26 protein-coding genes are annotated in these 23,878 nt (G+C 71.7%); 10 read left to right on the top strand and 16 right to left on the bottom strand.

Features of this window, described 5'->3' with window-relative positions; translation table 11 throughout:
• Window positions 1–143: 143 nt before the first annotated feature.
• Both KSO97_RS05925 and KSO97_RS05930 read left to right on the top strand, forming a co-directional pair.
• Complete coding sequence (locus KSO97_RS05925) at window positions 144–1,652, top strand: SDR family NAD(P)-dependent oxidoreductase (RefSeq protein WP_232677135.1); 1,509 nt, start codon at window positions 144–146, stop codon at window positions 1,650–1,652.
• Between the two features lie 76 nt (window positions 1,653–1,728).
• On the top strand, window positions 1,729–2,061 hold the full coding sequence (locus KSO97_RS05930) for a hypothetical protein (protein ID WP_232677137.1): 333 nt from the start codon (window positions 1,729–1,731) through the stop codon (window positions 2,059–2,061).
• 29 nt (window positions 2,062–2,090) lie between these two features.
• On the opposite strand, the gene KSO97_RS05935 is transcribed toward KSO97_RS05930, so the two are convergent.
• From KSO97_RS05935 to KSO97_RS18230, 4 genes are all read right to left on the bottom strand, one after another.
• A complete protein-coding gene (locus tag KSO97_RS05935; RefSeq protein WP_232677138.1) occupies window positions 2,091–3,803 on the bottom strand; it encodes a DUF429 domain-containing protein in 1,713 nt (570 codons plus the stop codon).
• A gap of 377 nt (window positions 3,804–4,180) precedes the next feature.
• Entirely contained in the window at window positions 4,181–5,599 is a 1,419-nt protein-coding gene (locus KSO97_RS05940; protein ID WP_232677140.1) for a metallophosphoesterase family protein, read from the bottom strand.
• Window positions 5,600–5,758: 159 nt separating this feature from the next.
• Window positions 5,759–6,682 carry a pseudouridine-5'-phosphate glycosidase gene (locus KSO97_RS05945; RefSeq protein WP_232677141.1) on the bottom strand — a complete coding sequence of 308 codons (924 nt, stop codon included), beginning with the start codon at window positions 6,680–6,682 and terminating at the stop codon, window positions 5,759–5,761.
• The gene (locus KSO97_RS18230) at window positions 6,679–7,548 is read right to left on the bottom strand and encodes a PfkB family carbohydrate kinase (RefSeq protein WP_232677143.1); all 870 of its coding nucleotides are present in this window, start codon (window positions 7,546–7,548) and stop codon (window positions 6,679–6,681) included. The genes KSO97_RS05945 and KSO97_RS18230 overlap by 4 nt, the downstream gene beginning before the upstream one ends.
• Window positions 7,549–7,704: 156 nt before the next feature.
• Between KSO97_RS18230 and KSO97_RS05955 the strand changes: the two genes are divergently transcribed.
• Together KSO97_RS05955 and KSO97_RS05960 are read left to right on the top strand one after the other, a co-directional pair.
• Window positions 7,705–8,682 (top strand): ATP-binding cassette domain-containing protein, encoded by a 978-nt coding sequence (locus KSO97_RS05955; RefSeq protein WP_232677145.1) that lies wholly within the window; start codon window positions 7,705–7,707, stop codon window positions 8,680–8,682.
• Complete coding sequence (locus tag KSO97_RS05960; protein WP_232677147.1) at window positions 8,682–9,485, top strand: ABC transporter permease; 804 nt, start codon at window positions 8,682–8,684, stop codon at window positions 9,483–9,485. Before KSO97_RS05955 ends, KSO97_RS05960 begins: the two co-directional genes overlap by 1 nt.
• A gap of 213 nt (window positions 9,486–9,698) precedes the next feature.
• Here the strand turns inward: KSO97_RS05960 and KSO97_RS05965 are convergent, their stop codons facing one another.
• The 6 genes from KSO97_RS05965 to KSO97_RS05990 form a co-directional block, all read right to left on the bottom strand.
• Window positions 9,699–10,268, bottom strand: a complete 570-nt coding sequence (locus KSO97_RS05965; protein WP_232677149.1) for a cytochrome P450 — start codon at window positions 10,266–10,268, stop codon at window positions 9,699–9,701.
• A gap of 928 nt (window positions 10,269–11,196) precedes the next feature.
• Window positions 11,197–11,727 carry a Dps family protein gene (locus KSO97_RS05970; protein WP_232677150.1) on the bottom strand — a complete coding sequence of 177 codons (531 nt, stop codon included), beginning with the start codon at window positions 11,725–11,727 and terminating at the stop codon, window positions 11,197–11,199.
• A gap of 129 nt (window positions 11,728–11,856) precedes the next feature.
• Window positions 11,857–12,885: a tRNA (adenosine(37)-N6)-threonylcarbamoyltransferase complex transferase subunit TsaD gene (gene tsaD / locus KSO97_RS05975; protein ID WP_232677151.1), complete on the bottom strand. Its 1,029-nt coding sequence runs from the start codon at window positions 12,883–12,885 to the stop codon at window positions 11,857–11,859.
• Between the two features lie 113 nt (window positions 12,886–12,998).
• Window positions 12,999–13,298: a GNAT family N-acetyltransferase gene (locus tag KSO97_RS05980; protein WP_232677153.1), complete on the bottom strand. Its 300-nt coding sequence runs from the start codon at window positions 13,296–13,298 to the stop codon at window positions 12,999–13,001.
• Complete coding sequence (locus KSO97_RS05985) at window positions 13,295–13,924, bottom strand: CE1759 family FMN reductase (RefSeq protein ID WP_232677155.1); 630 nt, start codon at window positions 13,922–13,924, stop codon at window positions 13,295–13,297. Before KSO97_RS05985 ends, KSO97_RS05980 begins: the two co-directional genes overlap by 4 nt.
• Window positions 13,921–15,045, bottom strand: coding sequence for an LLM class flavin-dependent oxidoreductase (locus KSO97_RS05990; RefSeq protein ID WP_232677158.1), 1,125 nt, complete (start codon window positions 15,043–15,045; stop codon window positions 13,921–13,923). Before KSO97_RS05990 ends, KSO97_RS05985 begins: the two co-directional genes overlap by 4 nt.
• Before the next feature lie 51 nt (window positions 15,046–15,096).
• On the opposite strand from KSO97_RS05990, the gene KSO97_RS05995 reads away from it, so the two are divergent.
• Both KSO97_RS05995 and KSO97_RS06000 read left to right on the top strand, forming a co-directional pair.
• Window positions 15,097–15,447, top strand: coding sequence for a helix-turn-helix domain-containing protein (locus KSO97_RS05995; RefSeq protein ID WP_232677161.1), 351 nt, complete (start codon window positions 15,097–15,099; stop codon window positions 15,445–15,447).
• A gap of 94 nt (window positions 15,448–15,541) precedes the next feature.
• A complete protein-coding gene (locus tag KSO97_RS06000) occupies window positions 15,542–16,348 on the top strand; it encodes a sulfite exporter TauE/SafE family protein (RefSeq protein WP_232677165.1) in 807 nt (268 codons plus the stop codon).
• 13 nt (window positions 16,349–16,361) lie between these two features.
• Here the strand turns inward: KSO97_RS06000 and KSO97_RS06005 are convergent, their stop codons facing one another.
• Window positions 16,362–16,994: a TetR/AcrR family transcriptional regulator gene (locus KSO97_RS06005; RefSeq protein WP_232677166.1), complete on the bottom strand. Its 633-nt coding sequence runs from the start codon at window positions 16,992–16,994 to the stop codon at window positions 16,362–16,364.
• Between the two features lie 68 nt (window positions 16,995–17,062).
• Here KSO97_RS06005 and KSO97_RS06010 point away from each other — a divergent pair, with 68 nt between their 5' ends.
• The 3 genes from KSO97_RS06010 to leuE all read left to right on the top strand — a co-directional run bounded on the left by KSO97_RS06010 (window position 17,063) and on the right by leuE (window position 19,743).
• Window positions 17,063–17,971: a triacylglycerol lipase gene (locus KSO97_RS06010; protein ID WP_232677168.1), complete on the top strand. Its 909-nt coding sequence runs from the start codon at window positions 17,063–17,065 to the stop codon at window positions 17,969–17,971.
• Between the two features lie 43 nt (window positions 17,972–18,014).
• A complete protein-coding gene (locus KSO97_RS06015; RefSeq protein ID WP_232677170.1) occupies window positions 18,015–18,902 on the top strand; it encodes a triacylglycerol lipase in 888 nt (295 codons plus the stop codon).
• 130 nt (window positions 18,903–19,032) lie between these two features.
• Window positions 19,033–19,743 (top strand): leucine efflux protein LeuE, encoded by a 711-nt coding sequence (gene leuE / locus KSO97_RS06020; protein ID WP_232677173.1) that lies wholly within the window; start codon window positions 19,033–19,035, stop codon window positions 19,741–19,743.
• A gap of 13 nt (window positions 19,744–19,756) precedes the next feature.
• Here the strand turns inward: leuE and KSO97_RS06025 are convergent, their stop codons facing one another.
• A complete protein-coding gene (locus KSO97_RS06025; RefSeq protein WP_232677175.1) occupies window positions 19,757–20,092 on the bottom strand; it encodes a YnfA family protein in 336 nt (111 codons plus the stop codon).
• 56 nt (window positions 20,093–20,148) lie between these two features.
• Between KSO97_RS06025 and KSO97_RS06030 the strand changes: the two genes are divergently transcribed.
• Window positions 20,149–20,934 carry an SDR family oxidoreductase gene (locus KSO97_RS06030; protein ID WP_232677178.1) on the top strand — a complete coding sequence of 262 codons (786 nt, stop codon included), beginning with the start codon at window positions 20,149–20,151 and terminating at the stop codon, window positions 20,932–20,934.
• 34 nt (window positions 20,935–20,968) lie between these two features.
• Here the strand turns inward: KSO97_RS06030 and KSO97_RS06035 are convergent, their stop codons facing one another.
• From KSO97_RS06035 to KSO97_RS06050, 4 genes are all read right to left on the bottom strand, one after another.
• Window positions 20,969–21,184 (bottom strand): amphi-Trp domain-containing protein, encoded by a 216-nt coding sequence (locus KSO97_RS06035; RefSeq protein ID WP_232677181.1) that lies wholly within the window; start codon window positions 21,182–21,184, stop codon window positions 20,969–20,971.
• An 83-nt stretch (window positions 21,185–21,267) separates the two neighbouring features.
• Window positions 21,268–22,485 carry an MFS transporter gene (locus KSO97_RS06040; RefSeq protein ID WP_232677183.1) on the bottom strand — a complete coding sequence of 406 codons (1,218 nt, stop codon included), beginning with the start codon at window positions 22,483–22,485 and terminating at the stop codon, window positions 21,268–21,270.
• 51 nt (window positions 22,486–22,536) lie between these two features.
• A complete protein-coding gene (locus KSO97_RS06045; RefSeq protein WP_232677186.1) occupies window positions 22,537–23,169 on the bottom strand; it encodes a hypothetical protein in 633 nt (210 codons plus the stop codon).
• A complete protein-coding gene (locus tag KSO97_RS06050) occupies window positions 23,166–23,786 on the bottom strand; it encodes a TetR/AcrR family transcriptional regulator (RefSeq protein ID WP_232677188.1) in 621 nt (206 codons plus the stop codon). The genes KSO97_RS06045 and KSO97_RS06050 overlap by 4 nt, the downstream gene beginning before the upstream one ends.
• Window positions 23,787–23,878 lie beyond the last annotated feature (92 nt).

Consider the following 23,878-nt stretch of genomic DNA (forward strand, 5'->3'; position numbering starts at 1 on the left):
GGCGGTGAGCTGCTGAGGTTCCGGCTGCGGCGTTTCCTCAGCAGGTCACCGCGCCGCCCCGGCGTCGCCAGGGAATCCTCAGCAGGTCACCGCTCGCCCGGCCGCGAGCGGGACGACGGCGCACACGCGACTACGATCAGCCGGTGGCTGACGAGTTCCCCGGCATCGACCCCGCCGACCTCGCGACGACGATCCGGGTACTCGGGTCGCTGCACGAGGTGCCGGAGGACCACCCGGACCACATCGCCGTCAAGCGAGCCGCCTCGCACATGTACAAGGCGATCAAGCGCGACCGGCGCACCGCCAAGCGAGAGGCCGAACTGGCCCACGACCGGGCGATCACCGAGGCCACCGCGACCGGCTCGCCGATGCGCATCGACGACGAGACCGAGGGGATCCTGCTCTCCACCCCGACGTCCGGACATTTCGCCGGCGAGCTGATCAACCCGCGCGGCTGCTACATCTGCAAGCGCGACTACACCCTGGTCGACGCGTTCTACCACTGGCTGTGCCCCGAGTGCGCCGCGATGTCCCACGCCAAGCGCGACCAGGGCACCGACCTCTCGGGACGGCGCGCACTGCTCACCGGCGGTCGCGCCAAGATCGGCATGTACATCGCACTGCGTCTGCTGCGCGACGGCGCACACCTGACCATCACCACCCGCTTCCCCCATGACGCCGTGCGGCGGTTCTCCTCCCTGCCCGACAGCGAGGACTGGCTGCACCGCCTCAAGGTCGTCGGCATCGACCTGCGCGACCCCACCCAGGTCGTGGCGCTCGCCGACGACGTCGCGGCGGCCGGGCCACTCGACGTCCTGATCAACAACGCCTGCCAGACCGTCCGGCGCTCGCCGGGTGCGTACGCGCCGCTGGTGGCCGGGGAGTCCGAGCCCCTGCCCGACCAGATCTCCGGGCGCGACCTTCCCGAGATGGTGCGCTTCGACCGCATCTCCGAGGCCCACCCCGCCGCGATCGCCGGCGTCCTGCGCCAGGACGCCGTCGCTCGCCACGACGGCGAGACCCTCGAGCACGCGCGGGCCGAGCACACCGCTGCGACGCTCACCGCCCTCGCGCTGCGCGCGGGCAGCGCCAGCCTGGAGGCGCACCTCGACGGCACCGCCGTCGACGCCGGTGGCCTGCTGCCCGACCTGCAGACCACCAACTCCTGGACCCAGACCGTCTCCGAGGTCGACCCGCTGGAGCTGCTCGAGGTGCAGCTGTGCAACTCCGTAGCGCCGTTCCTGCTGGTCTCGCGGCTGCGGCCGGCGATGGCCGCCGCGGCCCGTCAGGCGCCGTCCGGGCGCGCGCACGTGGTGAACGTGTCGGCGATGGAGGGCCAGTTCGCGCGTCGCTACAAGGGTGCCGGGCACCCGCACACCAACATGGCGAAGGCCGCGCTCAACATGCTGACCCGCACGTCCGCGGGTGAGATGTTCGAGACCGACCGGATCCTGATGAACGCCGTCGACACCGGCTGGATCACCGACGAGCGTCCCCACCAGGACAAGCTCCGGATCGCCGCCGAGGGCTGGCACGCCCCGCTGGACCTCGTCGACGGCGCCGCGCGCGTCTACGACCCGGTGGTGCTCGGCGAGCGGGGCGAAGACCTGCACGGCCACTTCCTCAAGGACTACCGACCCAGCCCGTGGTGAGGCGGCGGGAGCACGTCGTCTAGTCCGCCTCGACGGTGAGTGCGCCCGCAACTCCGCGCGCTGTCAGGATGCGACCGTGTCCGAGACCTCCAGCACCGGCGACCGCGTCGTCTCGATCGTGCTGATCATCGGCCTGGTGCTCACCTGGGCGCTGGGCTCGTTCCTGGCCTTCTTCTTCCTGGTCTTCCTCGACTACTGCCCCGAGGCGACGTGCAGCGTGGACGGCGCAGTCACCGCATCGCTGGGCACGATCGCCGGCACGGCACCGGTCACGGTCGTGACGGTGGTCGCCACGATCGTGCAGCTCGCGCGCGGACGACGTGCCTGGCTGGTGGCGTTGCTCGGCGAGCTGGTGCTGATCGGCGGGTTCGTGGCGGGCTTCGTCGCCTACTCGGCCGCGGTCAGCTGACTCATCAGGCTCAGAGGTCGCGCGATCTCCTAGCGTGGCCCGACCTCACCGGCGGGTGCGAGTCGCTCCAACCGCGCGGCGAGCGCGTCCCTGCGGTGCGCGTTCCCGTGGAGCCGGACGTACCGCTCGCCGAAGACCCACAGCAGCGCGTCGTCCACCCGGCGCACGGCGCCCGGCGGATGCCGGTAGTCCATCCGGCTCGAGATGGCCGTGTGGTCGGCCCGGGCCAGCGCGTCGGCGACCTCGCCGAACGAGGTCAGGCCCAGCTCGAGGAGGAGCCCGGAGATCCAGCCGTAGTGGTCCCCGCGCGACCACGCCGCGTCGGGGAACTGCCCGGCCAGGAAGGCGCCTAGCTCGCGGGGGTCCAGACGCGGGTCGTCGTCGTCGGAGTCGGCGACGGTCGGCGCCAGGCCCTTGAGCCGGTCGCGGATGTGGGAGAACTCGCGGTCCGCGAGCTCGATCAGCCCGGCCGCGAGGGTGAAGCGGCGGTCGAACTCCGAGGCGTGCTCGGGCGGCACGCTGCCCTTGTAGCGGATGTCGTGCTCGAACTCGGCCCACGCATGCTGGAGAACGGTGCGCACCTGCACCGACACGGTCCGCCCGGGCAGGAGGTCGAACTCCTCGCGACCCTGGCGAGCGGGGTCCAGGCCGACGAGCAGGTGACGGCTGGCGTAGCCGAAACGACCCTCGCGCGCGGTGAGGCGGCCCAGGTCGCGGTCGAGCGTGACGACGACCTGGTCGGCCAGCAGATCGGCGACCATCGCGACGTCGTCGGTGGTGTAGGTGATGACCCGGACGCCGAGCTGGTCGGTGATTTCGCGCAGGGGGTCGGTGTAGAGCGGGACGCCGTCGCGGGTGCGCACGGCCTTCTCCGCGAACGAGGCGACCGACTTCGTCCGCCCGGTGACCGAGAGATAGTTGATGCCGGCGTCGTCGAGCAGGCCGCGCACCAGGTCGACGGCCTGGGGTCCGGCGAGGACGAGCTCGGTGTGCTGCTCGGAGTAGGCGCGCACCGCAGCCGCCGTCCGGTCGACGCCGCGGCCGAGGGTCGGCGTCACGATCTGGCCGGTCTCGGCATCGCCGTAGACCGTGACGTCGTCGGGACGGGTGGCGGCGAGGAAGGCGACGTAGGCGCAGACGACGGCGTCGACCTGGTCCTCCACGTGCCGGAGCGCAGCCTTGGTGGCGGCTGTCTCCACGCTCGCACGCTGCACCTGCCAGGTCTCGTCGACGACCACCAGGGTCTCGACCAGGCCCATCAGGATCAGCAGCTGCTCCCGCAGCAGCTCCAGGTCGCGGCCCGACTTGTGCTTGTAGCGCAGCACCTTCGGCAGCGCGAACAGCGCCACCGTGGCCGCGTGCGGGTAGACCTCGACTGCGCGCCGCCGTCCCTGCAGGGGCTGGTCGATGGGGAGGTCGAACCGTGCCGCGACGCGCGCGCCGCGCGAGCCCTCGCTGAACTCCGGCTTGTTCAGGTTGGTCGGGTGCGTGCCGGCGTTGAATCGACGGAAGTCCTTGCTGAGCGCCTTCTCCGCCGGCCGCGAACCGGTCTGGTTGCGCACGATCAGCGGCGCGTCGATGCCGACGACGCAGTCACCGGCAGTGTGCTCGCTCAGCGCGGCGACGATCTCGTCGTCGGTGCGGACCGCGCTGAGATGGATCAGTCGTGCGTCCTCATCAAGGACAGCGAGACCCGTGGGGTTGCGCTCACCCCAGGCCAGGTCGATCCCCACGTAGCGCACGTGCGCATGGTGTCAGCGATGGCAGCGGGCGGGAAGCAGGGTGCCCGACCCGTGGCGCCCGGCGGTGATGCACGGCGTCGGGTCGTCGGGTCGGATCTCGTCGGGTCTGGGCGAGTCCGGGTCGGGTCGGTCGGGTCCGGGCAGGCTCGTCGTCCGACTCGCTGGTCGCCGAGTGGGACCGACCCGACGTTTCTCCCGGCTGCGGCGCCGTCCGTCGGCGTGTCGCGGGAGCTTCGCCCCTCCGCCGAGGAGATTCACCGGGTAGCCGGTGGAACTCCTCACCGAGCGGACAAAACTGGACCTTGCCCGACGAAACTTCGCCCCCCGGGTCCAGTTTCACCGGGTAGCCGGTGAATCTCCCCCCGCCAGCCCACGCCTCATCCGCGCCGCAACGTCACCCTGTCGATCACGGCGCCGGAGCCGTCGAGGGCGACGAGCTTCATGGTGGCGACGCCGTTGCGGCGGGGCGTGACGTCGAGGAACGCGATGGAGTGGGTGTGGTCGACGACCGCGGAGTACGTCGTCAGCTCGGGCACGCGCAGTCCGCCCTCGACCGTCACGTAGGACGCCGGGAGGCCGCCGGTCGGGTAGACGGCCTGGCCGGCGCCACCCGCCGTCAGGTAGGTCGTGCCCCGGCGCGAGTCGACGACGGCACCGCGCGGAGCCTCCTTGACGGGCGCGCCGTCGCGCATCAGGTGGGTGCGCTCGTAGCAGTGGTTGTGGCCGTTGACGACGAGGTCGACGGTGTACCGGTCGAAGAGCCGCTCCCAGCGGTCGCGGTTGCCGCCGTCCGAGCCGTGCACGAGGTTGGTGCAGTACATGCAGTTGTGGAAGCCGACCACGATGAAGTCGAGGTCGGGGGTGGCACGCATCTGCTTGAGCGTCCGCTCCAGCCAGCGGTCCTGCGTCGCGCCGAGGTAGTTGCGGTTGCGGTCGATCTCGTAGCTGGCGTCGTTGCCGTCGAGCGCGATGAACCCGACGTTGCCGTAGACGAACGAGTACGTCGTGGGCGCGCCCTTCGCGCCGGTGCGGGGGGTGGCGAAGCGCGCGAGGTAGCCGTCGTAGCCGAGCTCGCCGTTGCCCTCCTCCATCTCGTGGTTGCCGACGGTGGTCATCCACGGCGAGCGGGCCGCGGTTCCCTGGATCATCGCCAGCCAGCGGTCCCACTCCGCGAAGTCCTGCGTCGCGCCGCCACCGAGCCCGGTGCCGCCCGCGGAGTCGGCGTAGCAGAGGTCCCCGACGATGAAGGAGAGGTCCGGGTCCATCTTCTGGATCAGTCGGGCGTTGCGGCTCGCCGCGGCGTTGACGCCCATGTCGCCGAACGCGGCGAACCGGAACGGCTTCGGCGTGCGGGGCGCGGTCGTGAACGTGCCGCTCTGCGCCGGGCCGCCGTCGTGGGTGATCCGATAGCGGTAGCGGGTGCCCGGCTTCAGGCCCGCGACGCGTCCGTGGTGGTAGACCGAGGCGACGCCGCGCGACGAGCGCGATCGCAGCGGGACGTCGAGCCCCAGACCGCGGTCGGGCCCGATCTCCAGCCGCGGACGACGCACCGACTTCGGCGTCGACCACGACACCGTCATCGACGTCCGGGGATCGTCGCCGTACATGAGGTGGACGCCGACGGGTCGCGCTGCCGAGGCGGCCGGCGGCACCCACAGCAGCGGGGAGGCTGCCCCTGCGAGGCCGGCGGTCACGCCTCCGGCCAGGACGCCGCGGCGGGTGGCTGACGACGGTGTGTTCGCGGCAGAGTCGACGGCGGCCGGCCCGGCGCCGATGCGAGCGGGAGAGGGAGTCACGCGCGGAGCGTGGCACGGATCGATGAACCGCGGGCGAACTCCGGACGATCCGGTGCCCGAACTGGGCGTACGAAACCGGACCTTGGACGAGGAAGTCTCGCCCGCCAGGGTCCGGTTCTCTCGGCCGGCCGACAAAACCGGACGACCGGCCGAACAGCCTCAGCTCCCGGCGAGCGACGCGGCGACGGCGGCCCCGAAGCGGGCGTTGCTCTTCACCAGCGCGATGTTGGCGCGCAGGCTCTCGCCGTCGGTGAGCTCCACGATGCGGCGCAGGAGATAGGGCGTGACGTCCTTGCCGGTGATGCCGAGACGGTCGAGATCGGCGAGCGCGTCGGCGATGACGACGCCGATCTGCTCGGCCGGGATCTCCTCGGCAGCGTCGATCGGGTTCGCCACCACGATGCCGCCGCGCAGCCCCAGCGCACGTGCCGCGCGCACGACGTCGGCGGCGGCCTCGGCGGAGTCGACGCGCGCCGGGGAGGCGAAGCCGCTGCTGCGGGAGTAGAAGGCGGGGAACTCGTCGCTGCCGTGCACGACCACCGGCACGCCACCGGTCTCGAGCACCTCCAGCGTCAGACCGATGTCGAGGATGCTCTTCACGCCTGCGCTGACGACGGTCACGGCGGTGGTGGAGAGCTCGGTCAGGTCTGCGGAGATGTCGAAGGTCTCCGCAGCGCCGCGGTGCACACCGCCGAGGCCGCCGGTCACGAACACCTCGATGCCGGCGAGCGCCGCCAACCGCATCGTCGCCGCGACGGTCGTCGCGCCGTGGGCGCCTCGCGCCATCAGCACGGGCAGATCACGCACGCTGGCCTTGCTCACTCCCGCGTCGCTGGCGAGGAGCTCGAGGGCATCGCCGTCCAGACCCACCCGCGGCACGCCGTCCAGGACGGCGATGGTGGCGGGCACAGCGCCCGCGTCGCGCACGATCTGCTCGACCTCGAGCGCCATCTCGACGTTGCGCGGGTAGGGCATGCCGTGGCTGATGATCGTGCTCTCCAGCGCCACCACCGGGCGGCCCTGCGCGAGCGCCTCCTGCACGGGCGGCGCCACCTGCACCGGCGGCGTCGTCGCAGCGTTCACAGCATGCTCCGCACGAGCTCGACGCTGAGGTCGGGGCGTACCGCCTGCGGGCAGGCGACGGTCAGCGCTGCGGCGCCGTGCGCGAATCGCACGGCCTCCTCGACGTCGGCGCCGGCCAGGCTGGCGTGACAGAACGCGGCCAGCATCGCGTCACCCGCACCCGTGACGTCGACGACGCCCGGCGGCGGCGGCGCGATCGCCGGCGACTCGTGCACGGACGAGCCGCGGATCAGCCTCGACCCGCCGGTACCGCGCCGCTCCCAGACCATGTCGGCACCGACCTCGCCGATCAGGCCGACTGCGGCGAGCTCGGCCGTGCCGGCCGAGAGCAGGCCCAGACGGCGTCCCGGGGCGAGCGAGGCGAGCACGGCGGTCTTCGGCACGCTCACCGGGTCGATCGCCACGGGCACGTCGCCGGCGGCGTCCCAGGCGGCCGCCATCACCTCCGGCGCGAGGTTGCCGTCGAGCACGACCCACGACGCCGTCGCGATCAGGTCGGCGGCCGCTGCGACGTCGTCGGTCGTGAGGTGGGCGCGCATGTCGGAGACTCCGCCGGCCAGTTCGCCGTCGTGGTCGAGCAGCGCGACATAGGTCCCCGTCGGCGCCTCGACCGTGCGGACGTGGCTCAGGTCGACGCCGGCCTGACCGGTCGCGGCGAGCGCGATCTCGGCGAACCGGTCGGCACCCACCGCACCGACGAGATGGGTCGCGGTGCCCAGGCGGGCCAGGTTCTCGGCGATGTTGCGACCCACGCCGCCGGGCGTCATCGTGACGCCGCCCGGGTTGCTGGTCGCCGGGACGCTCGGCGCGGACGGCCGCGCACAGACGTCGACGTTGATGCCGCCGACCACCACCACATGAGCCACGCCCCCAGCCTGCCACGTGGTGCCGACATGGTGGCGAGCCGGATCCGGTGCGTGACCGGATGTGGCTCACCGCGATGAATTCGGTTGTCGGCGGCCGTCTGTACCGTCACCGTTGCCCTGAACCGGGGCAGGCGGCGAGTGCGCGAAAGGGACGACATGGGTGTGGACACCTTCATGATCCGGGCCGAGGGCCTGGTCAAGCGATACAAGGAGGTCGAGGCGCTCAGCGGGCTCGACCTCGCGGTACCCGAGGGCACCGTGCTGGCGCTGCTCGGGCCGAACGGGGCGGGCAAGACGACGGCGGTGCGCTGCCTCACGACGCTGCTCCGTCCCGATGCCGGCCGCGCGGAGATCAACGGCATCGACGTCCTGGGCGACCCCCAGGCGGTGCGGCGCAACATCGGCCTGTCGGGGCAGTACGCCGCGGTCGATGAGCACCTGACCGGCTTCGAGAACCTCACCATGGTGGGTCGGCTCTACGGATTCGGAAAGCAGCGCGCCCGCGAGCGCGCGCGGCAGCTGCTCGAGCGGTTCGACCTGGCCGACGCCGGCGACCGGCCGTCGAAGACGTACTCCGGTGGCATGCGCCGGCGTCTCGACCTCGCCGGCGCGCTCGTCGCCGAGCCTCCCGTGCTGATCCTCGACGAGCCGACGACGGGCCTCGACCCGCGCAGCCGTCAGCAGATGTGGGACGTCATCCGCGAGCTAGTCGCCGGCGGCTCGACCCTGCTGCTCACCACCCAGTACCTGGAGGAGGCCGACCGCCTCGCCGACGACATCGTCGTCATCGACCACGGGCGGGCCATCGCCCGTGGCACCGCCGACCAGCTCAAGGCCCAGACCGGCGGCGAGCGGGTCGAGGTCGTGGTCGGCTCGGTCGACGACGTCGACCGCGTCCGCTCGATCGTCGCCGCCGTGGCCCACGGCGAGGTCGGCGTGGACGAGCGCACGGTGCTGGCCGCCGTCGACGGCGGGCCGGCGTCGCTCGCCCGTGTCCTGGAGGAGCTCCAGCGCGAGCAGATCCACGTGCTCGACATCGGGCTGCGGCGACCCACGCTCGACGACGTCTTCTTGACGCTCACCGGCCGTTCGGCCGAGGAGCAGTCGTCCACGACCACGGAGGAGGTGGCCTGATGGCGCTCCCACACGCCCTCACCGACGGCTGGGTCGTCGCCCAGCGCAACCTGATCAAGATCAAGCGGGTGCCCGAGGTGCTCGTCTTCGTGCTGATCAGCCCGATCATGTTCGTGCTGCTCTTCGCCTACGTCTTCGGCGGCGCGATCGACGTGCCCGGCAACGTGGACTACAAGGAGTTCCTGGTCGGCGGCATCTTCGCCCAGACCGTCGTGTTCGGCGCGACCTTCACCGGCGCCGGCCTCGCCGAGGACATGCAGAAGGGCATCATCGACCGATTCCGGTCCCTGCCGATGTCACCCGCCGCAGTGCTGGTCGGGCGCACGACGTCCGACGTGGTCTACAACGTGCTGTCGCTGATCATCATGGCGCTCACCGGGCTGATCGTCGGCTGGCGCGTGCGTGAAGGCGTCCTCGACATGCTGGCCGGCTTCGCACTCCTGCTGGTCTTCGCCTACGCGATCAGCTGGGTGATGGCCTGGGTGGGCCTGCTCGTGCCGAGTGTCGAGGTGATCAACAACGCCTCGTTCATCGTGATCATGCCGCTGACGTTCGTCTCGAACGCGTTCGTGCCGACCGAGTCGTTCGGTGGCGTGCTGCGCACGTTCGTGGAGTGGAACCCGGTCTCGACGCTCACGCAGGCCTGCCGCGAGCTGTTCGGCAACACCAACCCGGCCGTGCCCACCTCCGACGCCTGGTCCATGCAGAACCCGGTGGTCTACACCCTCGGCTGGATCGTCCTGATCCTGCTGGTGTTCGTGCCGCTCTCGGTGCGCCAGTACCGGCTCTCGACGTCGAAGTAGGAGGTCGCGCAGCCGGCACCTGCCCGATCCGTGCGATCTCTTGAAAGTCCCGGGGTTTCGAGACGCTCGCTGGCGCTCGCTCCTCAACCACCGGCGCGCCCGGTGGTTGAGGAGGTCGCCCCGACGAACGGGCGTGGGCCGTTCGAGACGGTGGTTGAGGAGGTCGCCCCCGAGGAACGAGGGGGCGGCCGTCTCGAAACCGATCCGCCGGCGTCAGCCCGCGGCCACCACGTCCCGGTCGCGGCCGTACAGGTGCACCGGCAGCTCCTCGACGCCGTACACGGCCGAGAGCTTGCGGAAGTCCAGGTCGGAGCGATCCGCGGTGACCTGGAGGTCGGGGAAGCGCTGAGCCAGACCGCGCAGCGCGATCCGCAGCTCCATCCGGGCCAGCTCTGCCCCGACGCAGCGGTGCATGCCGTGGCCGAAGGCCAGATGACGCGTGGGCTCGCGTGCAGGATCGAAGCGGTCGCCGTCGACGGCGATCTTCTCGTCGCGGTTCGCACCCAGCAGTGAGATGCCGACGGCGTCGCCGGTCTTGATCTGCTGGCCACCGAGCTCGTGGTCGCGGGTCGCGAACCGCAGGAAGGCCAGCTGGACGACGGTGAGGTGTCGCAGGAGCTCCTCGACCACCCGGTCGACCGACTCCGGCTCGTCGCGGAGCATCCGCACCGCCTCGGGGTTCTCGGCCAGCAGGTAGGCACCGAGCGCCAGCATCGAGGCCGAGGTCTCGTACCCCCCGAGGAAGACGCCGTCGGCGATGCCGCCGAGCACGAGGTCGCTCAACTCGTCGCCGTGCTCGGCGAGCAGTCCGCCGATCAGGCCGTCGCCGGGCTCGGCCCGCTGAGCGGCGACGGCCTTGATCAGGAAGTCGCGGGTGTGGGCGGGGGGGGCCGCGGGGGGGGGGCCCCCCCGCCGGCGCGCNGCGGGGCGAAGCCCGGGGCGGGAGGGGGGGGGGGGGGGGGGGCGCCGCCGGGGGCCCCGGCTCCGCCCTGAGTGAGATCGAAGCGGGCGACACCGAGCTCGAAGAAGCGCTCACGGTCCTCGACGGGGAGCCCCAGCAGTTCGCAGATGACCTGGAAAGGCACCGGGAAGGCGAACTCCTTGACCAGGTCGATCTCGGGCCCGGCCTCCACCATCGCGTCGAGCCGCTCGTTGACGACGCGCTCGATCTCCGGTTCGAGGCGAGCCAGCCGCCGCATGGTGAACTCCGGCGTGAGGTAGCGGCGCAGCTCGGTGTGCAGGGGCGGGTCGGTCATGCCGAGGCCGCCGATCTTCTCCTCGTCGCTGCGGCCCTCCTGCGAGACGAACTGACCCAGGTCGTTGGAGTAGGTGCTGTCGGCGAGTGCGGCGCGCGCCTCGTCATAGCCACTGACCAGCCAGATGTTGCGTCCGAAGAGGGTGGCGAGCTTCTTGACCGGCTCCTCCTCGCGGGCCTTGGCCATCGCGGGGAGAGGGTCGAGACCGTCGCGCTTGAGCGGCATCGTCACCGCGTCGGGGAGGAACCGCATCTTCCGGAGGTCGATGCCGTCCTTCATCGTGCGTTCGAGCAGCATCTTGCCCACGCGCGACTTGAGCGCGCTGAGGATCGCCATGCACGTATTGCACCAGATTCCGTCGGCGCCCCGACATCAGGAACGCCCCCGAGGTTCCTCTCGGGGGCGTTCGCGAGGTCGCGCCGTCCAGCGCGGGCCACCGGGGCCCGGGCCGTGGATCAGACGACGACCTGCGCCGGTGCGCTGGCGTTGGCGGTGCGGTTCTCGGCGTCGATCATCCAGGCGAACTTCTCCACGCTCTCCAGGATCGCGTGCAGCATGTCGGCCGTGGTGGGGTCCTCGGCATCGACGTCGTCGTGGATGCGGCGAGCGGTGGCTGCCACGCCGTAGAGCGCGGAGACGATCAGGTCGACGGTGTCGGCGGTGTCGACCTCGGTCGCGGGGAACTGCGGGAGGCTGGTCTGGTGCGCGACGGTCGCGGAGCGCGCGTCCGGAACGACGTAGACCGCCCGCATCCGCTCGGCGACGTCGTCGGCGAAGTCCCGCGCGGCGTCGATGACCTCGTCGAGTGCGAGGTGGAGGTCGCGGAAGTTCGTGCCCACGACGTTCCAGTGCGCCTGCTTGCCGGTCAGGTGCAGGTCGGTCAGGTCGACGAGGAGCTGCTGCAGATGAGCGGCGACCTGCTCGGACGCGCGATAGGCCGGGTGTGCGCTGTGCACGGTCCTGTGACGGGTGACGGTCTCGGTCATGTCGGATTCCTTTCCCTCGGTCCCCTCGACTCAACCACGTTTTCTTGAGTCGTTCCAGAAAGGGAAGGCTGGCCTCAGCGCCCTCCGCGTTGACCCGTCTTCAACTAGAGACGGGTCAACGCAGAGCGGTCATCCCAAGCGGGCGAGTTCGAGCGGGATCGAGGAGCGCGCACCCAGGTCGGGCACCGACGGCGTCGCGCCGTCGCGCACGAGGAGGTCGCCGATCGCGGCGATCATGGCGCCGTTGTCGGTGCACAGGCGCATCGGCGGCACCCGCAGCTCGATGCCGGCCGCCGCGCAGCGCTCCTCGGCCAGACTGCGCACCCGGCTGTTCGCGGCGACGCCACCGACGATCACCAGGGTGTCGACACCCTCCTGCCGGCAGGCGCGCAACGCCTTGGTGACGACGGTGTCGGCCACGCACTCCTGGAAGGAGGCGGCGATGTCGGCCGTGGTGATGCCCGGATCCTGCGGGCCGGCGACATACCGGGCGACCGCGGACTTCAGGCCGGAGAAGGAGAAGCCGAGCGCCGGATCGCGTTGGCCCATCAACGGGCGGGTGAAGCGGATCGCGCGCGGATCGCCGTCGCGGGAGGTGGCGTCGATCGACGGACCGCCGGGGTAGGGCAGCCCGAGGAGTCGCGCCACCTTGTCGAAGGCCTCGCCGGCGGCGTCGTCGAGGGTGTCGGAGAGGTGCACGATCGGGGTGCGCACCAGGTCGCGCACCGAGAGCAGCGAGGTGTGCCCGCCGCTGACAATCAGCACGATGCTCCGCTCGGGGAGCGGGCCGTGCACCAGGGTGTCGGCCGCGGCATGCCCCGCGAGATGGTGCACGCCGTACAGCGGGACGCCGAGCGCGAGCGCCGCCGCCTTGCCCGCCGCGACGCCGACGTGGAGCGCCGTGGCCAGTCCCGGCCCTGCGGTGACGGCCACGGCACCGACGTCGGACCAGTCGAGCCGGGCGGCGTCCAGAGCCTGTCGCATCGTCGGCACGATCGACTGCACGTGCGCGCGGGCCGCGATCTCGGGCACGACTCCGCCGAAGCGGACGTGCTCGTCGATGCTGGAGGCGAGCGCGTCGCCGAGCAGCACGCCGTCCTTGACGAAGCCGACACCGGTCTCGTCGCAGGAGGTCTCGATGCCCATCACGACGGTCATGGCGTCATCCTCCCAAAGCCCGGCCGGGGATACCGAACGTGTTTTGGCAGGCGACACGCCGACGACACGCCGGGAGGAACCTGCCAAAACCCGTTTGGTATCCCCTCTGAGCTCTACCCGAGGACGAGGTCGGCGTACTCGGGGTTCTTCTCGATGAAACCGGCGACGGCCGGGCACAGCGGCCGCACCATGGAGCCGGCGGCGCGGGTGGCGTCGAGAGCGTCGGCGATGACGCGCTTGGACAGCCCACGTCCGCCGAACTCCTCGGCGACCTCGGTGTGCGGGAAGGTCCGCACCGCGACGCCGTCCGCGACCGCGTCGGTGTACTCGGTGAAGCCGGCCAGGACGCCGTCGACATGGACCTCGAAGCGTCCCTGCTCGGCGTTGTCGGTGGTCGTGATCTGCTCGCTCATCGCGGCAACAGCTCCTCGAAGGGGGTGAAGGCCAGGCTGTCCGCCGCGACGGCGGACCGCGTGGGTCGGGACGTCGAGCCTGACACGGCCCGGGCCAGCTCCGCCGCACCCCGACGCACGCGCGCGCTGAGCGAGGCGGTGCCCGGGCCGCCGAAGTCGGCCGTCGCCGCGTAGATCGCCGTCGGCACCGGTACCGCCTTGAGGTAGGTGAACAGCGGCCGCAGGGCGTGCTCGAGCATCAGCGAGTGGCGCTCGGTGCCGCCGGTGGCCGCCAGCAGTACCGGTGTCTGATCGAGGGCCCCGAGCTCGAGCACGTCGAAGAACGACTTGAACAGCCCGCTGTAGGAGCCACTGAACGTCGGGGTCACCACCACGACCGCATCGGCCTCTGCCAGGGCGCGCTGATCCTCGGCCAGCGCGCCGGCCGCGAACCCGGTGAGCAGCGCGTCGGCGATGGCGTGGGCGTGCTCGCGCACCTCCACGATCCGCACCTCGGCGCTCCGACCGGCCGAGGCGAACTCCTCGACGACGGCGTCGGCCAGCTCGTCGGCCAGCAACCGGGTCGAGGACGGCGCGCGGAGCCCGGCCGTCACCACCACGACGCGGCTCGGGTCGATGTCGGTCATGCGAGGACCTCCTCCGTCTGCGTCTGGGTCGGGACCGTCGCGATCGCCGCGGCGAGGCGGTTGCCGTGGGTGGGGGCGTCCGGCACGTGCGCGGGCCGCAGTTTGGCGAACTCCTCGCGCAGCACCGGCACGACCTTCTCACCGAGCAGGTCGAGCTGCTCGAGCACGGTCTTCAGCGGCAGGCCTGCGTGGTCGAGCAGGAAGAGCTGACGCTGGTAGTCGCCCACGTAGTCGAGGAACCCGAGCGTGCGCTCGATGACCTGCTCGGGGCTGCCGACGGTCAGCGGGGTCTCGCGGGAGAACTCCTCCAACGACGGGCCGTGCCCGTACACCGGTGCGTTGTCGAAGTAGGGCCGGAACTCTCGCACGGCGTCCTGGCTGTTCTCCCGCATGAAGACCTGCCCGCCGAGACCGACGATGGCCTGGTCGTAGCTGCCGTGCCCGTAGTGCTCGTAGCGACGGCGGTACAGGTCGACCATCTGCTTGGTGTGCGACGGCGGCCAGAAGATGTGGTTGTGGAAGAAGCCGTCGCCGTAGTAGGCGGCCTGCTCGGCGATCTCGGGGCTGCGGATCGAGCCGTGCCACACGAACGGCGGCACGTCGTCCAGCGGCCGGGGGGTCGCGGTGAAACCGTGCAGCGGGGTACGGAAGCGACCCTCCCAGTTCACGACGTCCTCGCGCCAGAGCCGGTGCAGCAGGGCGTAGTTCTCGATGGCGAGGTTGACGCCCTCGCGGATGTCCTTGCCGAACCAGGGGTAGACCGGGCCGGTGTTGCCGCGGCCGAGCATGAGGTCCATCCGGCCGTCGAGCAGGTGCTGCAGCGTGCCGTAGTCCTCGGCGATGCGCACCGGGTCGGTGGTCGTGATGAGCGTGGTGGACGTCGAGAGCATGATCCGCTCGGTCTGCGCACCGATATAGGCCATCGTCGTGGTGGGCGAGGACGCGACGAACGGCGGGTTGTGGTGCTGGCCGACGGCGACGACGTCGAGTCCGACCTCCTCGGCCTTCTTCGCGATCTCGACCTGCGCCTTGATCCGCTCGTGCTCGGTCGGCGTGCGGCCCGTCGTCGGGTCGGGGGTGACGTCCCCGACGCTGAAGATGCCGAACTGCGTGCCAGACATGTGATCCGCTCCTTCGTTGCTCTGAACTCCGATGCTACTATTAACAACATAGTGACTGAGACATTCCCGACCGGCATGGGTTCGACCGGAGGCACCTGCGGCAGCGCCGAGAGCGCCCTGCGGTTGCTCGGGCGCGCGTGGGCGGGCGCCGTCGTCGAGGCGATGCTCGGCGGGGCGGAACGGTTCAGCGACATCCGGCGCGCGATTCCCGGCATCACCGACGCCGTGCTGACCGCACGGCTGCGCGAGCTGTGCGAGCGGGACTTCGCCGTCCGCGACGTCGAGGCCGGCCCGCCGACGGTGGTCACCTACCGGCTCACCGATGCCGGTCGCGACATCGGACCGGTGCTCGAGGCGCTCACCGTCTTCGCCGGGCGGCACGCCACCCTGCTGGCGCGCTGATCCCTGCCGAGGCGCCCGGGGTCGTGCGCCTGAGGACGGCACCCCGGTCGCCCTGGGGAACACGACCTCGCCTCGGGTCGGCAGGATGGGCGCCGTGGAGCTCCTCGACCTGGCCGCCTTCGCGGCCGGTCTCGTGCTGGCCACCGTGACAGCGCCGGTCGGCGTCTCCGGGGCCGTGTTCCTGCTGCCCTTCCAGGTCTCGGTGCTCCACGTGCCGAGCCCGCAGGTCACGCCGACGAATCTGCTCTACAACGTCGTGGCCGCGCCGGGAGCTCTCGCGCGCTATCTGCGCGGACGACGTGTGGATGCGCGGTTGGCCGCCCTTCTCACCGCCGGAGCGCTCCCCGCGATCGCGCTCGGCGCCACGATCCGGGTCTACCTGGTGCCGGACGCCGATCTCTTCCGCGTGATCGCCGCGGGCGTACTCGTGCCCATCGGCGTGCTGCTGCTCGGAGGGGCACAGCGTCGGCGACAGCGGACCGCGCCCCGCCACGTGCGGGCCCGCATCGTGCTGCTCATCGCCTTCGGAGCGGGTCTCGCCGGTGGCGTCTACGGCATCGGCGGCGGCAGCCTGGTCGGGCCGGCCCTGGTCGGGCTGGGCATGAGCATCACCCGCGTCGGACCGGCCGCGCTCACCTCGACCTGGCTGACGTCGCTCGGCGGGGTCGGCGTCTTCCTCCTGCTGGACGCCGTGGGCGCCGGGCGTGCCGACGCCGCCCTGGCCGCGCCCGACTGGTCGCTCGGGCTGGCCGCCGGACTCGGCGGCCTCATCGGCGGATGGCTGGGGGCACGCCTGCACGGCGTCCTGCCCGAGATCGCGCTCGAGCGGTTGCTCGGCGCGGCCGCGCTCTCCATCGGCGCTCTCTACCTGATGCAGGCGCTGGACGTCGTCGGCGGCTGACGCCGGGCGCACCTCACCTCGCGGCGACGCGAGCGCCCAGCCCACCCCACAGGACGCCGGTCGCCTGACGCACGACGTCGGCGCGCGCGACGTCGGGGTGGCGCACCCACCAGCGGCCGAGCTGCTCCAGCGCCCCGGACACCAGGTGTGCCATCACCTCGATCTCGGGCGTGCTGGCGTCCTCGGCCAGGTGCGTCCGCAGCAGGGAGGCGATCAGTGCGACGGTGTGGAACCGAGCCGCGCTCAACTGCTCTCCGAGGTCGCCGACCATCGGCGTCGAGGAGCCGTAGAGGATCCGCCAGCGTCGTGGCTCGGCCTCCAGGTAGGCGAAGAAGGCATCGATGCCGGCGCGCAGCTGCTCTTCGGGCGAGCTGTGGGCGAGGGCCGCGGCGCCGAACCGCTCCTCGAGCTGGTGTCTCACCCGCTCGACGACAGCGAGGTAGGTGCCCTCCTTGCCCCCGAGGCGGGCATACACGATCGGGCGGGTGACGCCGGCGATGCGGGCGATGTCCTCGATGGAGGTCTCGGCATAGCCGCGTTCGGCGAAGAGCCGCTCGGCGATGTCGAGGAGCTGTTCGGTGCGCTGCTCGGCCGAGAGTCGACGCCGGGGCGTCGCTCTCACGTCGGAATCGGCTGCAGCGGGCACGTTGACAACGTAACAGCACGTAACTTACGTTCCGTAACATTCATCGCCGACGTCGTCGAGGAGTTCGCATGCGCCGCCACGCCGTGCTCGCGCCCGCCCTCACCTGCCTGCTGGCCGCAGCGATGGGCCTCGCGGGCACCCTCCGCGCCGACGCGACGACGAGCGACACTGCCGTGACCTCTAGGCCCGCCGCCGCTGGCGCGCCGTCGGGCGGTCTCAACGACTGGTCCTGCCGGCCCTCCGTCGACCGCCCAAGGCCGGTGATCCTGCTGCACGGACTGGTGTCGAACAAGGATCAGAACTGGGTGATGCACGGGCCCGCGCTCGCGGACGCCGGGTACTGCGCGTTCTCCCTGACCTACGGAGCGACCCCACTCACCCGCCCCCGCAACGGCGGCGGATGGGCACCGGTCGAGCGCTCCTCCCGTGAGATCGGCCGGTTCATCGACCGGGTCATCGCCCGGACCGGAGCGCGCAAGGTCGACCTGGTCGGTCACTCCGAGGGCGGCTTCCAGGCGCTCTACGTCACCAAGGTGGTGGGCTACGCCCCCAAGGTCGGCCGCCTGGTCGCGCTCGCGCCGCCCACCCACGGCACGTCGTTCGCGCACATCGTCACGCTCGGCCGCGTGCTTGGCGGCCAGGAGACGGTCGACTTCTTCACCGACACCGCCGGGTGCTTCGCCTGCACCGACCTGGTCACGGGAAGCGAGACCGTGGCGCGCCTGACGCGAGGTCCGATCGCCCAGCGCGGCGTCGTCTACACCGTCATCGCCACCCGCAGGGACGCGCTGATCACGCCGACGTCGTCGAGCTTCATCCGTGAGCGCGGGGTGCGCAACTACTACGTGCAGGACGCCTGCCCGCTCGACCCGGTCGGTCACATCGGCATCGCGCAGGACCCTGGCCTGACCAGCATGATCCTCAACGGCCTCGACCCGACCCACCCCGTGACCTGCGGCTTCGGGCCGCCGATCTGACCTGCACCGACCCGTCCCGTCCGCTCGAACCGAAGGAGCCGCCATGGCCCGCAGGAACCACCTCACCGCACTCCTGACCTCCGTGGTCGTGGCACTCGCGACCGCCGTCGCGCTGCTCGGGCCCGCCGCGCCGTCACGCGCCGCAGACCCCGCCACGGTCAGCTCGGGGCTCGACGACTGGATGTGTCGGCCCTCGGCCGACCATCCGCGGCCCGTCGTCCTGATCCACGGCCTCGGCGCGAACGCCGAGTCCAACTGGGCGCTGCACGGGCCGGCCCTGGCCAAGGCCGGGTACTGCGCGTTCAGCCTCACCTACGGCCAGACGTCGGTCACCCGCTGGTGGGGCGGCGGCGGCTTCGCCCCGGTCGACGACTCCGCGCGTGAGATCGGCGCCTTCATCGACCGCGTGCTCGCCGAGACCGGTGCCGCCCAGGTCGACCTCGTCGGCCACTCCGAGGGCGCGTTCCAGTCGCTCTACGTCCCGAAGGTCACCGGCTACGCGGCGAAGGTCGGGCGGGTGGTCGCCCTCGCGCCTCCGACCCACGGCACGACGTTCGCCGGCATCGTCTCGCTGGGACGCCTGGTGGGCGGTCAGCGTCTGGTGAACTTCTTCACCGACGGCGCGGGCTGCTTCGCCTGCACCGATCTGATCAAGGGCGGCCCCGCGGTGGCACGGCTCGTCGACGGTCCGATCGCGCAGCCGGGCGTCACCTACACCATCATCTCGAGCAAGTACGACGCCATCGTCACTCCGGTCTCCACCGGCTTCGTGCGCGAGCCCGGCGTCACCAACTACTACGTGCAGGACAAGTGCCGCTTCGATCCGGTCGGGCACGTCGGCATCGCGGTCGACACCGGCGTCACCAGCATGATCCTCAACGGCCTGGACCCGAGCGTCCCCGTGCGCTGCGGCTTCGGACCGCCGTTCTGACCCGTCCCGAATCCCGACCTCCGCACCGCTCGCCGTCCCCGGAATCCCGGGGACGGCGAGCGGATCTGCGTNTCCCGCACCCCCGGGGTCGGGGGGGACGGCGAGCGGATCTGCGTGGGACGATCTCGGGGTGCTGGGCATCACCGACCTGTCGACCTATCTGGTCGGCCTCGTGCTGATCATCTTGCTGCCCGGACCGAACTCCCTCTACGTGCTGTCGGTGGCAGCGCGACGCGGCGTGCGCGACGGCTACACCGCCGCGCTCGGCGTCTTCACCGGCGACGCCGTGCTCATGATCCTCGCGGCCGGCGGCGCCGCATCGCTGCTGAAGACCAACGACGTGGCGTTCGCGGTCGTGAAGTTCCTCGGCGCCGGCTACCTCGGTTGGCTCGCGCTGTCGCTGCTCCGCGCAGCCCTCGCGACCTGGCGAGCGCGTCATACCGCCGTCGCCGATGTCGTCGACGCGATCGAGTCCGACGACGTCGTGGCGCAGGCTGCCGCGGCCGCGCGCGGCGCCGGCCGGTCGGCGCACGTGGACCGCGAGCGCCCCTACCGTCGGGCACTCGTGATCAGCCTGCTGAACCCGAAGGCGATCTTGTTCTTCATCGCGTTCTTCGTGCAGTTCGTCGATCCGGCCTACGCCCACCCCGCTCTGACATTCCTGGTGCTCGGCACGATGCTGCAGATCGCCAGCGCTCTCTACCTCAGCGCGCTGATCTTCGGGGGCACCCGCCTCGCGGCGGTGTTCCGACGTCGGCGCGGGCTCACCGCCGCCGCCACGGCCGGCGTCGGCGCGGTGTTCCTCGGGTTCGCCGTGAAGCTCTCCCTCTCCCACGCGTGACGAGGCGTCAGCCTCACGCGCCGCGCGGGGCGTACATGATCACCGCCACCCCGACCAGGCAGATCAACGCTCCCGTGACGTCGTAGCGGTCGGGCTTGAACCCGTCGGCGACCATGCCCCAGGCCAGAGACCCAACCACGAACACCCCGCCGTAGGCGGCGAGGATGCGCCCGAAGTTCGCGTCGGGCTGCAGCGTGGCGACGAAGCCGTAGATGCCGAGGGCGACCACACCGAGCCCGATCCAGAGCCAACCGCGGTGCTCCCGCACCCCCTGCCAGACCAGCCACGCGCCGCCGATCTCGGCGATCGCCGCCGCGACGAACAGGGCGATGGAGCGCGCGGTGTCCATGGCGGGATCATCGCAGTCGCGACGGGCGCCCCTCCTCTCGCCGTAGCGTCAGCCCCATGAGCTGCCCCTCCACCGACCCCTCCACCAGCGCCGGCCGACCCGTCGCCGTCGTCACCGGGGCGGCGGGGTCGATCGGGTCACGGCTCGTCGAGCGGTTCGGCGAAGCCGGTTACGACGTCGTCGGACTGGACCTCGCCGGCGCCGTCGAGGCCGTGGGAGACGCGGCGGCCCGCGCCCGCATGCTCGCGTGCGACATCACCGACGTCGCCTCCGTACGACAGGCGACCGATGCGGTGCTCGCGCGGCACGGCCGGATCGACGTGCTGGTCAACAACGCCGGCATCTCCGCGATCGGGGCGTTCACCGATCACGACGTCGCGGTGCACCGGCGGGTGATGGAGGTCGACTACCTCGCGGTCGTCGCCTGTACGCAGGCGATGTTGCCGGCGCTTCGCGAGGCCCACGGGCGGGTGGTGCTCATCGGCTCGGTGACCGGTTTCGCGCCGGTGCTCGGTCGGCCCGCCTACGTCGCCGCGAAGCACGCGGCGACCGGTCTCTTCGAGGCGCTGCGCCCCGAGCTGGCGCCCGACGTCGGTGTGACCGTCGTCCACCCGACGTTCGTGACCGGCGGCATGGGCGAGGCCGCGGACCGCGCGGCCGGCACCGCGCGGGCGACGACCGGCGCCGAGATCACGCCCGACGACGTCGCCCGCGCCGTCGTCGCGGGAGTGACGCGTGGCCGCGACCGCGTGCTCGTCGGGCGCACAGCTCGTCTGGCGTGGGTCATCTCGCGCCACGCGCCCGGTCTCTACGTGCGGATGATGAAGCGGCGCCTGCGCTGAACGGGCCTTCCGGCGGGTCGGGACCTGCCGGAGGTCACCAGGTCAGTTCGATCTCCAGCTCGTTCTCCTCGCCGAGTTCGATCTCGACCTTGAGCTCGACCTCGGCGGGGATGTCGACGGTGATGCGGTGGCCGTTGCGCTCGAACGCGACCTCGTTGTGGCGTGACAGCGCGTCGGCCAACGCCCGCAGCCTGGCGGCCGCCTGCTCCCGCGACATCCGCTGGGTGTCTGCGATCTCGAACAGTTCCATCGCACGCTCCTCGACGAGGTTTCGAGGACGGCCATGTCCGACCTCGCCCACAATCTAACGAGACGGGCCACGGGCGGCAGGTGCTACGGCCGGGCTCGGTCGACCAGGCGGGTGTGCGCGATGAGGGCCGCGACCAGTCCGGCGACGAACGGGATCAGCATCGCCGCGCGCAACGACGTCAGGTCGGAGAGCCAGCCCACGGCGGGTGAGGTGGCGAGGAAGCCGATCCGCATCAGCCAGCCGAGCAGCGCGATGCCGGTGCCCTCGGGGAGTCCGGGGACGGCGGCTGCCGCGGCGAAGGCGGCCGGCACGAGCGTCGCGCACCCGAAGCCCGCCAGAGCGAAGCCGGCCAGAGCGAGCGGGTAGACCGGCGCGGCGACGATCAGCAGCGCCCCCGCGGCGATGACCAACCCCCCGGCGCGGGCGATGCTGCCTCTGCCCCAGCGGTCGGTCATCGGGTCGCCGAGAAGCCGGCCGACGAACTGCGCGCCGAGCGCGACGGTGAGCCCCAGTCCGGCGACGACGGTGGGCGCGCCGGCCTCCCGGCCGAGATAGAGCGCGGCCCAGTTGTTGGCGACGTCCTCGACGAGGGTGCCGCAGATCGCCAGCAGCACGAGCGGCAGGAGGAGGCGCCATGCCAGTCCACGCCGTCGCGGGGCCACGCCGACGGCGTCGGCATGGCGGTGCTGCTGCTCCTCGGCAGCACGCAACTCCGCTCGGACCGGAGCCGGCACGATCGCGAGGCGGCAGGCGAGCAGTGCGACGACGGCCCACACCGCACCGTTGACGACCATCTGCAGGCCGAGGTCGACCTCAGCGGCAGCGGCGCCCGCCCCGATCGCGCCACCGGTGGCGGCGCCGACCGACCACAGGGCGTGGAAGGAGTTCATCACCGAGCGCCCTCGCCACTGCTCGACGACGACGGCCTGCACGTTCTGGGCGGCGTCCACGATCGCATCGAACGCACCGGCCAGCACGAGGGCCGCGGCGAAGAGCCACACGACGTCGCTGAGGCCGGCGAACGCCATGGCGAGGGCGAGCGCTGCCGAGCCGATCGCGTTGGTGCGCAGCGTTCCGAGGCGTCGGATGACGCGGCCCCCGAAGCCCGCGGCGAGCATCGCGCCGGCCGGGAAGGCCACCACCAGCAGCCCGAACTGGCTGTTGCTGAGCTCGAAGGCGGACTTGATCTCGGGATAGCGCGGCAGCAGCGTGCTGAACAGGACACCGTTGGTGAAGAACATCAGCGCCACACCCGCCCGCGCCCGGCCCGGCGTCGCGGAGGTGCGGGGCGCGCTGTCCACCACGGAAACCTACTCCGGCCGCGGTGCGTCCTCAGAGGCGCGAGCCCCTGCTCAGCCGTCGGGCCCGGTCGCGCGCGACGTCAGGCGGGCCACGACGTCGCGCGGCTCGTCGACCCACAGCCCGACGCGGCCCGCACTCAGCATTCCCCGCGAGGTGCTCACCACCTGAGCGCCGCCGAGGATCAGCTCGACGTTCGTGCGCACGTTCACCCCGACCAGGAGGAGGTCGTCCTCCTGGTGCAGCGACGTCATCAGGCCCTCGTACTCGTGCTCGACCGCGCGGGACCGGACGACGACGTCGAGCGGCACCCGCACCCAGGTGCGGCTTCCGTTGCGGATCAGGAGATAGTCGTCTGTCAGCAGATGCGGGCGCGCCCGCGAGGCCGCCAGCTGACCGAGCATCCAGAGCACGCCCCACACGCCCAGCACGAGCACCGGCACGCGGATCGCGTGCGCCCACCCGGCGTCGATCGAGCGGAGCACCACCTCGACGACGACCACCTCGGTGGCCGATCCGATGATCCAGAGCCAGAGCATCGGCCCGGAGAGCTGGGCGTAGCCGAGGGGGGTCGCCTCCGGCGGCACATCGGGGCGTCGCGCGATCCACCGCGCCAGGGAGCGGTAGAGCGCCAGTTCCTGGCCGATCTCGAAGGCCACCCGACTCGCCACCTGCCTCAGGTTCATCGCCGCCCCCTCCTCGGTGCCGGTGTCAGGTTCAGGTCGATCTGGCGCTGGAGCACACCGCGCGCCGTCGTCTCGTCGAGGTTGCCGCTGAGCATCTGGACGGCGAGGCCGTCGACCAGCGCGACCAACGCGGTCGCTACCTCCTCGCGCGTGGCGGTCGCCTCGGCCTCCGCGTCGAGGGCGGCGCGTGCCTGGTCGGCCACGAAGTCCCGGAGCGCGGCGTTGCTCGCCTCGAGCTCGCGGGCGACGTCGGGCCGCGAGGCGGCGTAGGCCATGAAGGCCAGCGCGACGCGCGCGTCGTCACCCGAGTCCTCCCCTGTCGAGGGCAGGAGGGTCGCCAGGACGGCGCCGACCATGTCGCGCGGGCCGGGGGCTTCGCCCAGGGCCGCCACCGCGGCCTCCATCCGCACCGCGATGCGCGCGCTCGCCGTCGCCATCGCGAAGCGCACCATGGCGTCCTTGGAGGGGAAGTAGTGCTGCACCAGTCCCGCGGTGACGCCTGCCTCGGCCGCGACGCGTCGCAGACTGATCGACTCGAGTCCGTCGCGGGCCGCCACGCGCAGCAGGGCTCCGGCGACGAGTTCGCGGCGTTCGTGCGCGTCGACCTGCTTGGGCATGACCCGACCGTGTGGCATTGCGACTGCAATGTCAAAAGGAGTCGGCGACGTCCATGCCATCTCGGGCACGATGAGGAGGTCGGGTCCGACTG

The organism is Nocardioides sp. R-C-SC26, assembly GCF_021246465.1.
GTDB lineage: Bacteria > Actinomycetota > Actinomycetes > Propionibacteriales > Nocardioidaceae > Nocardioides.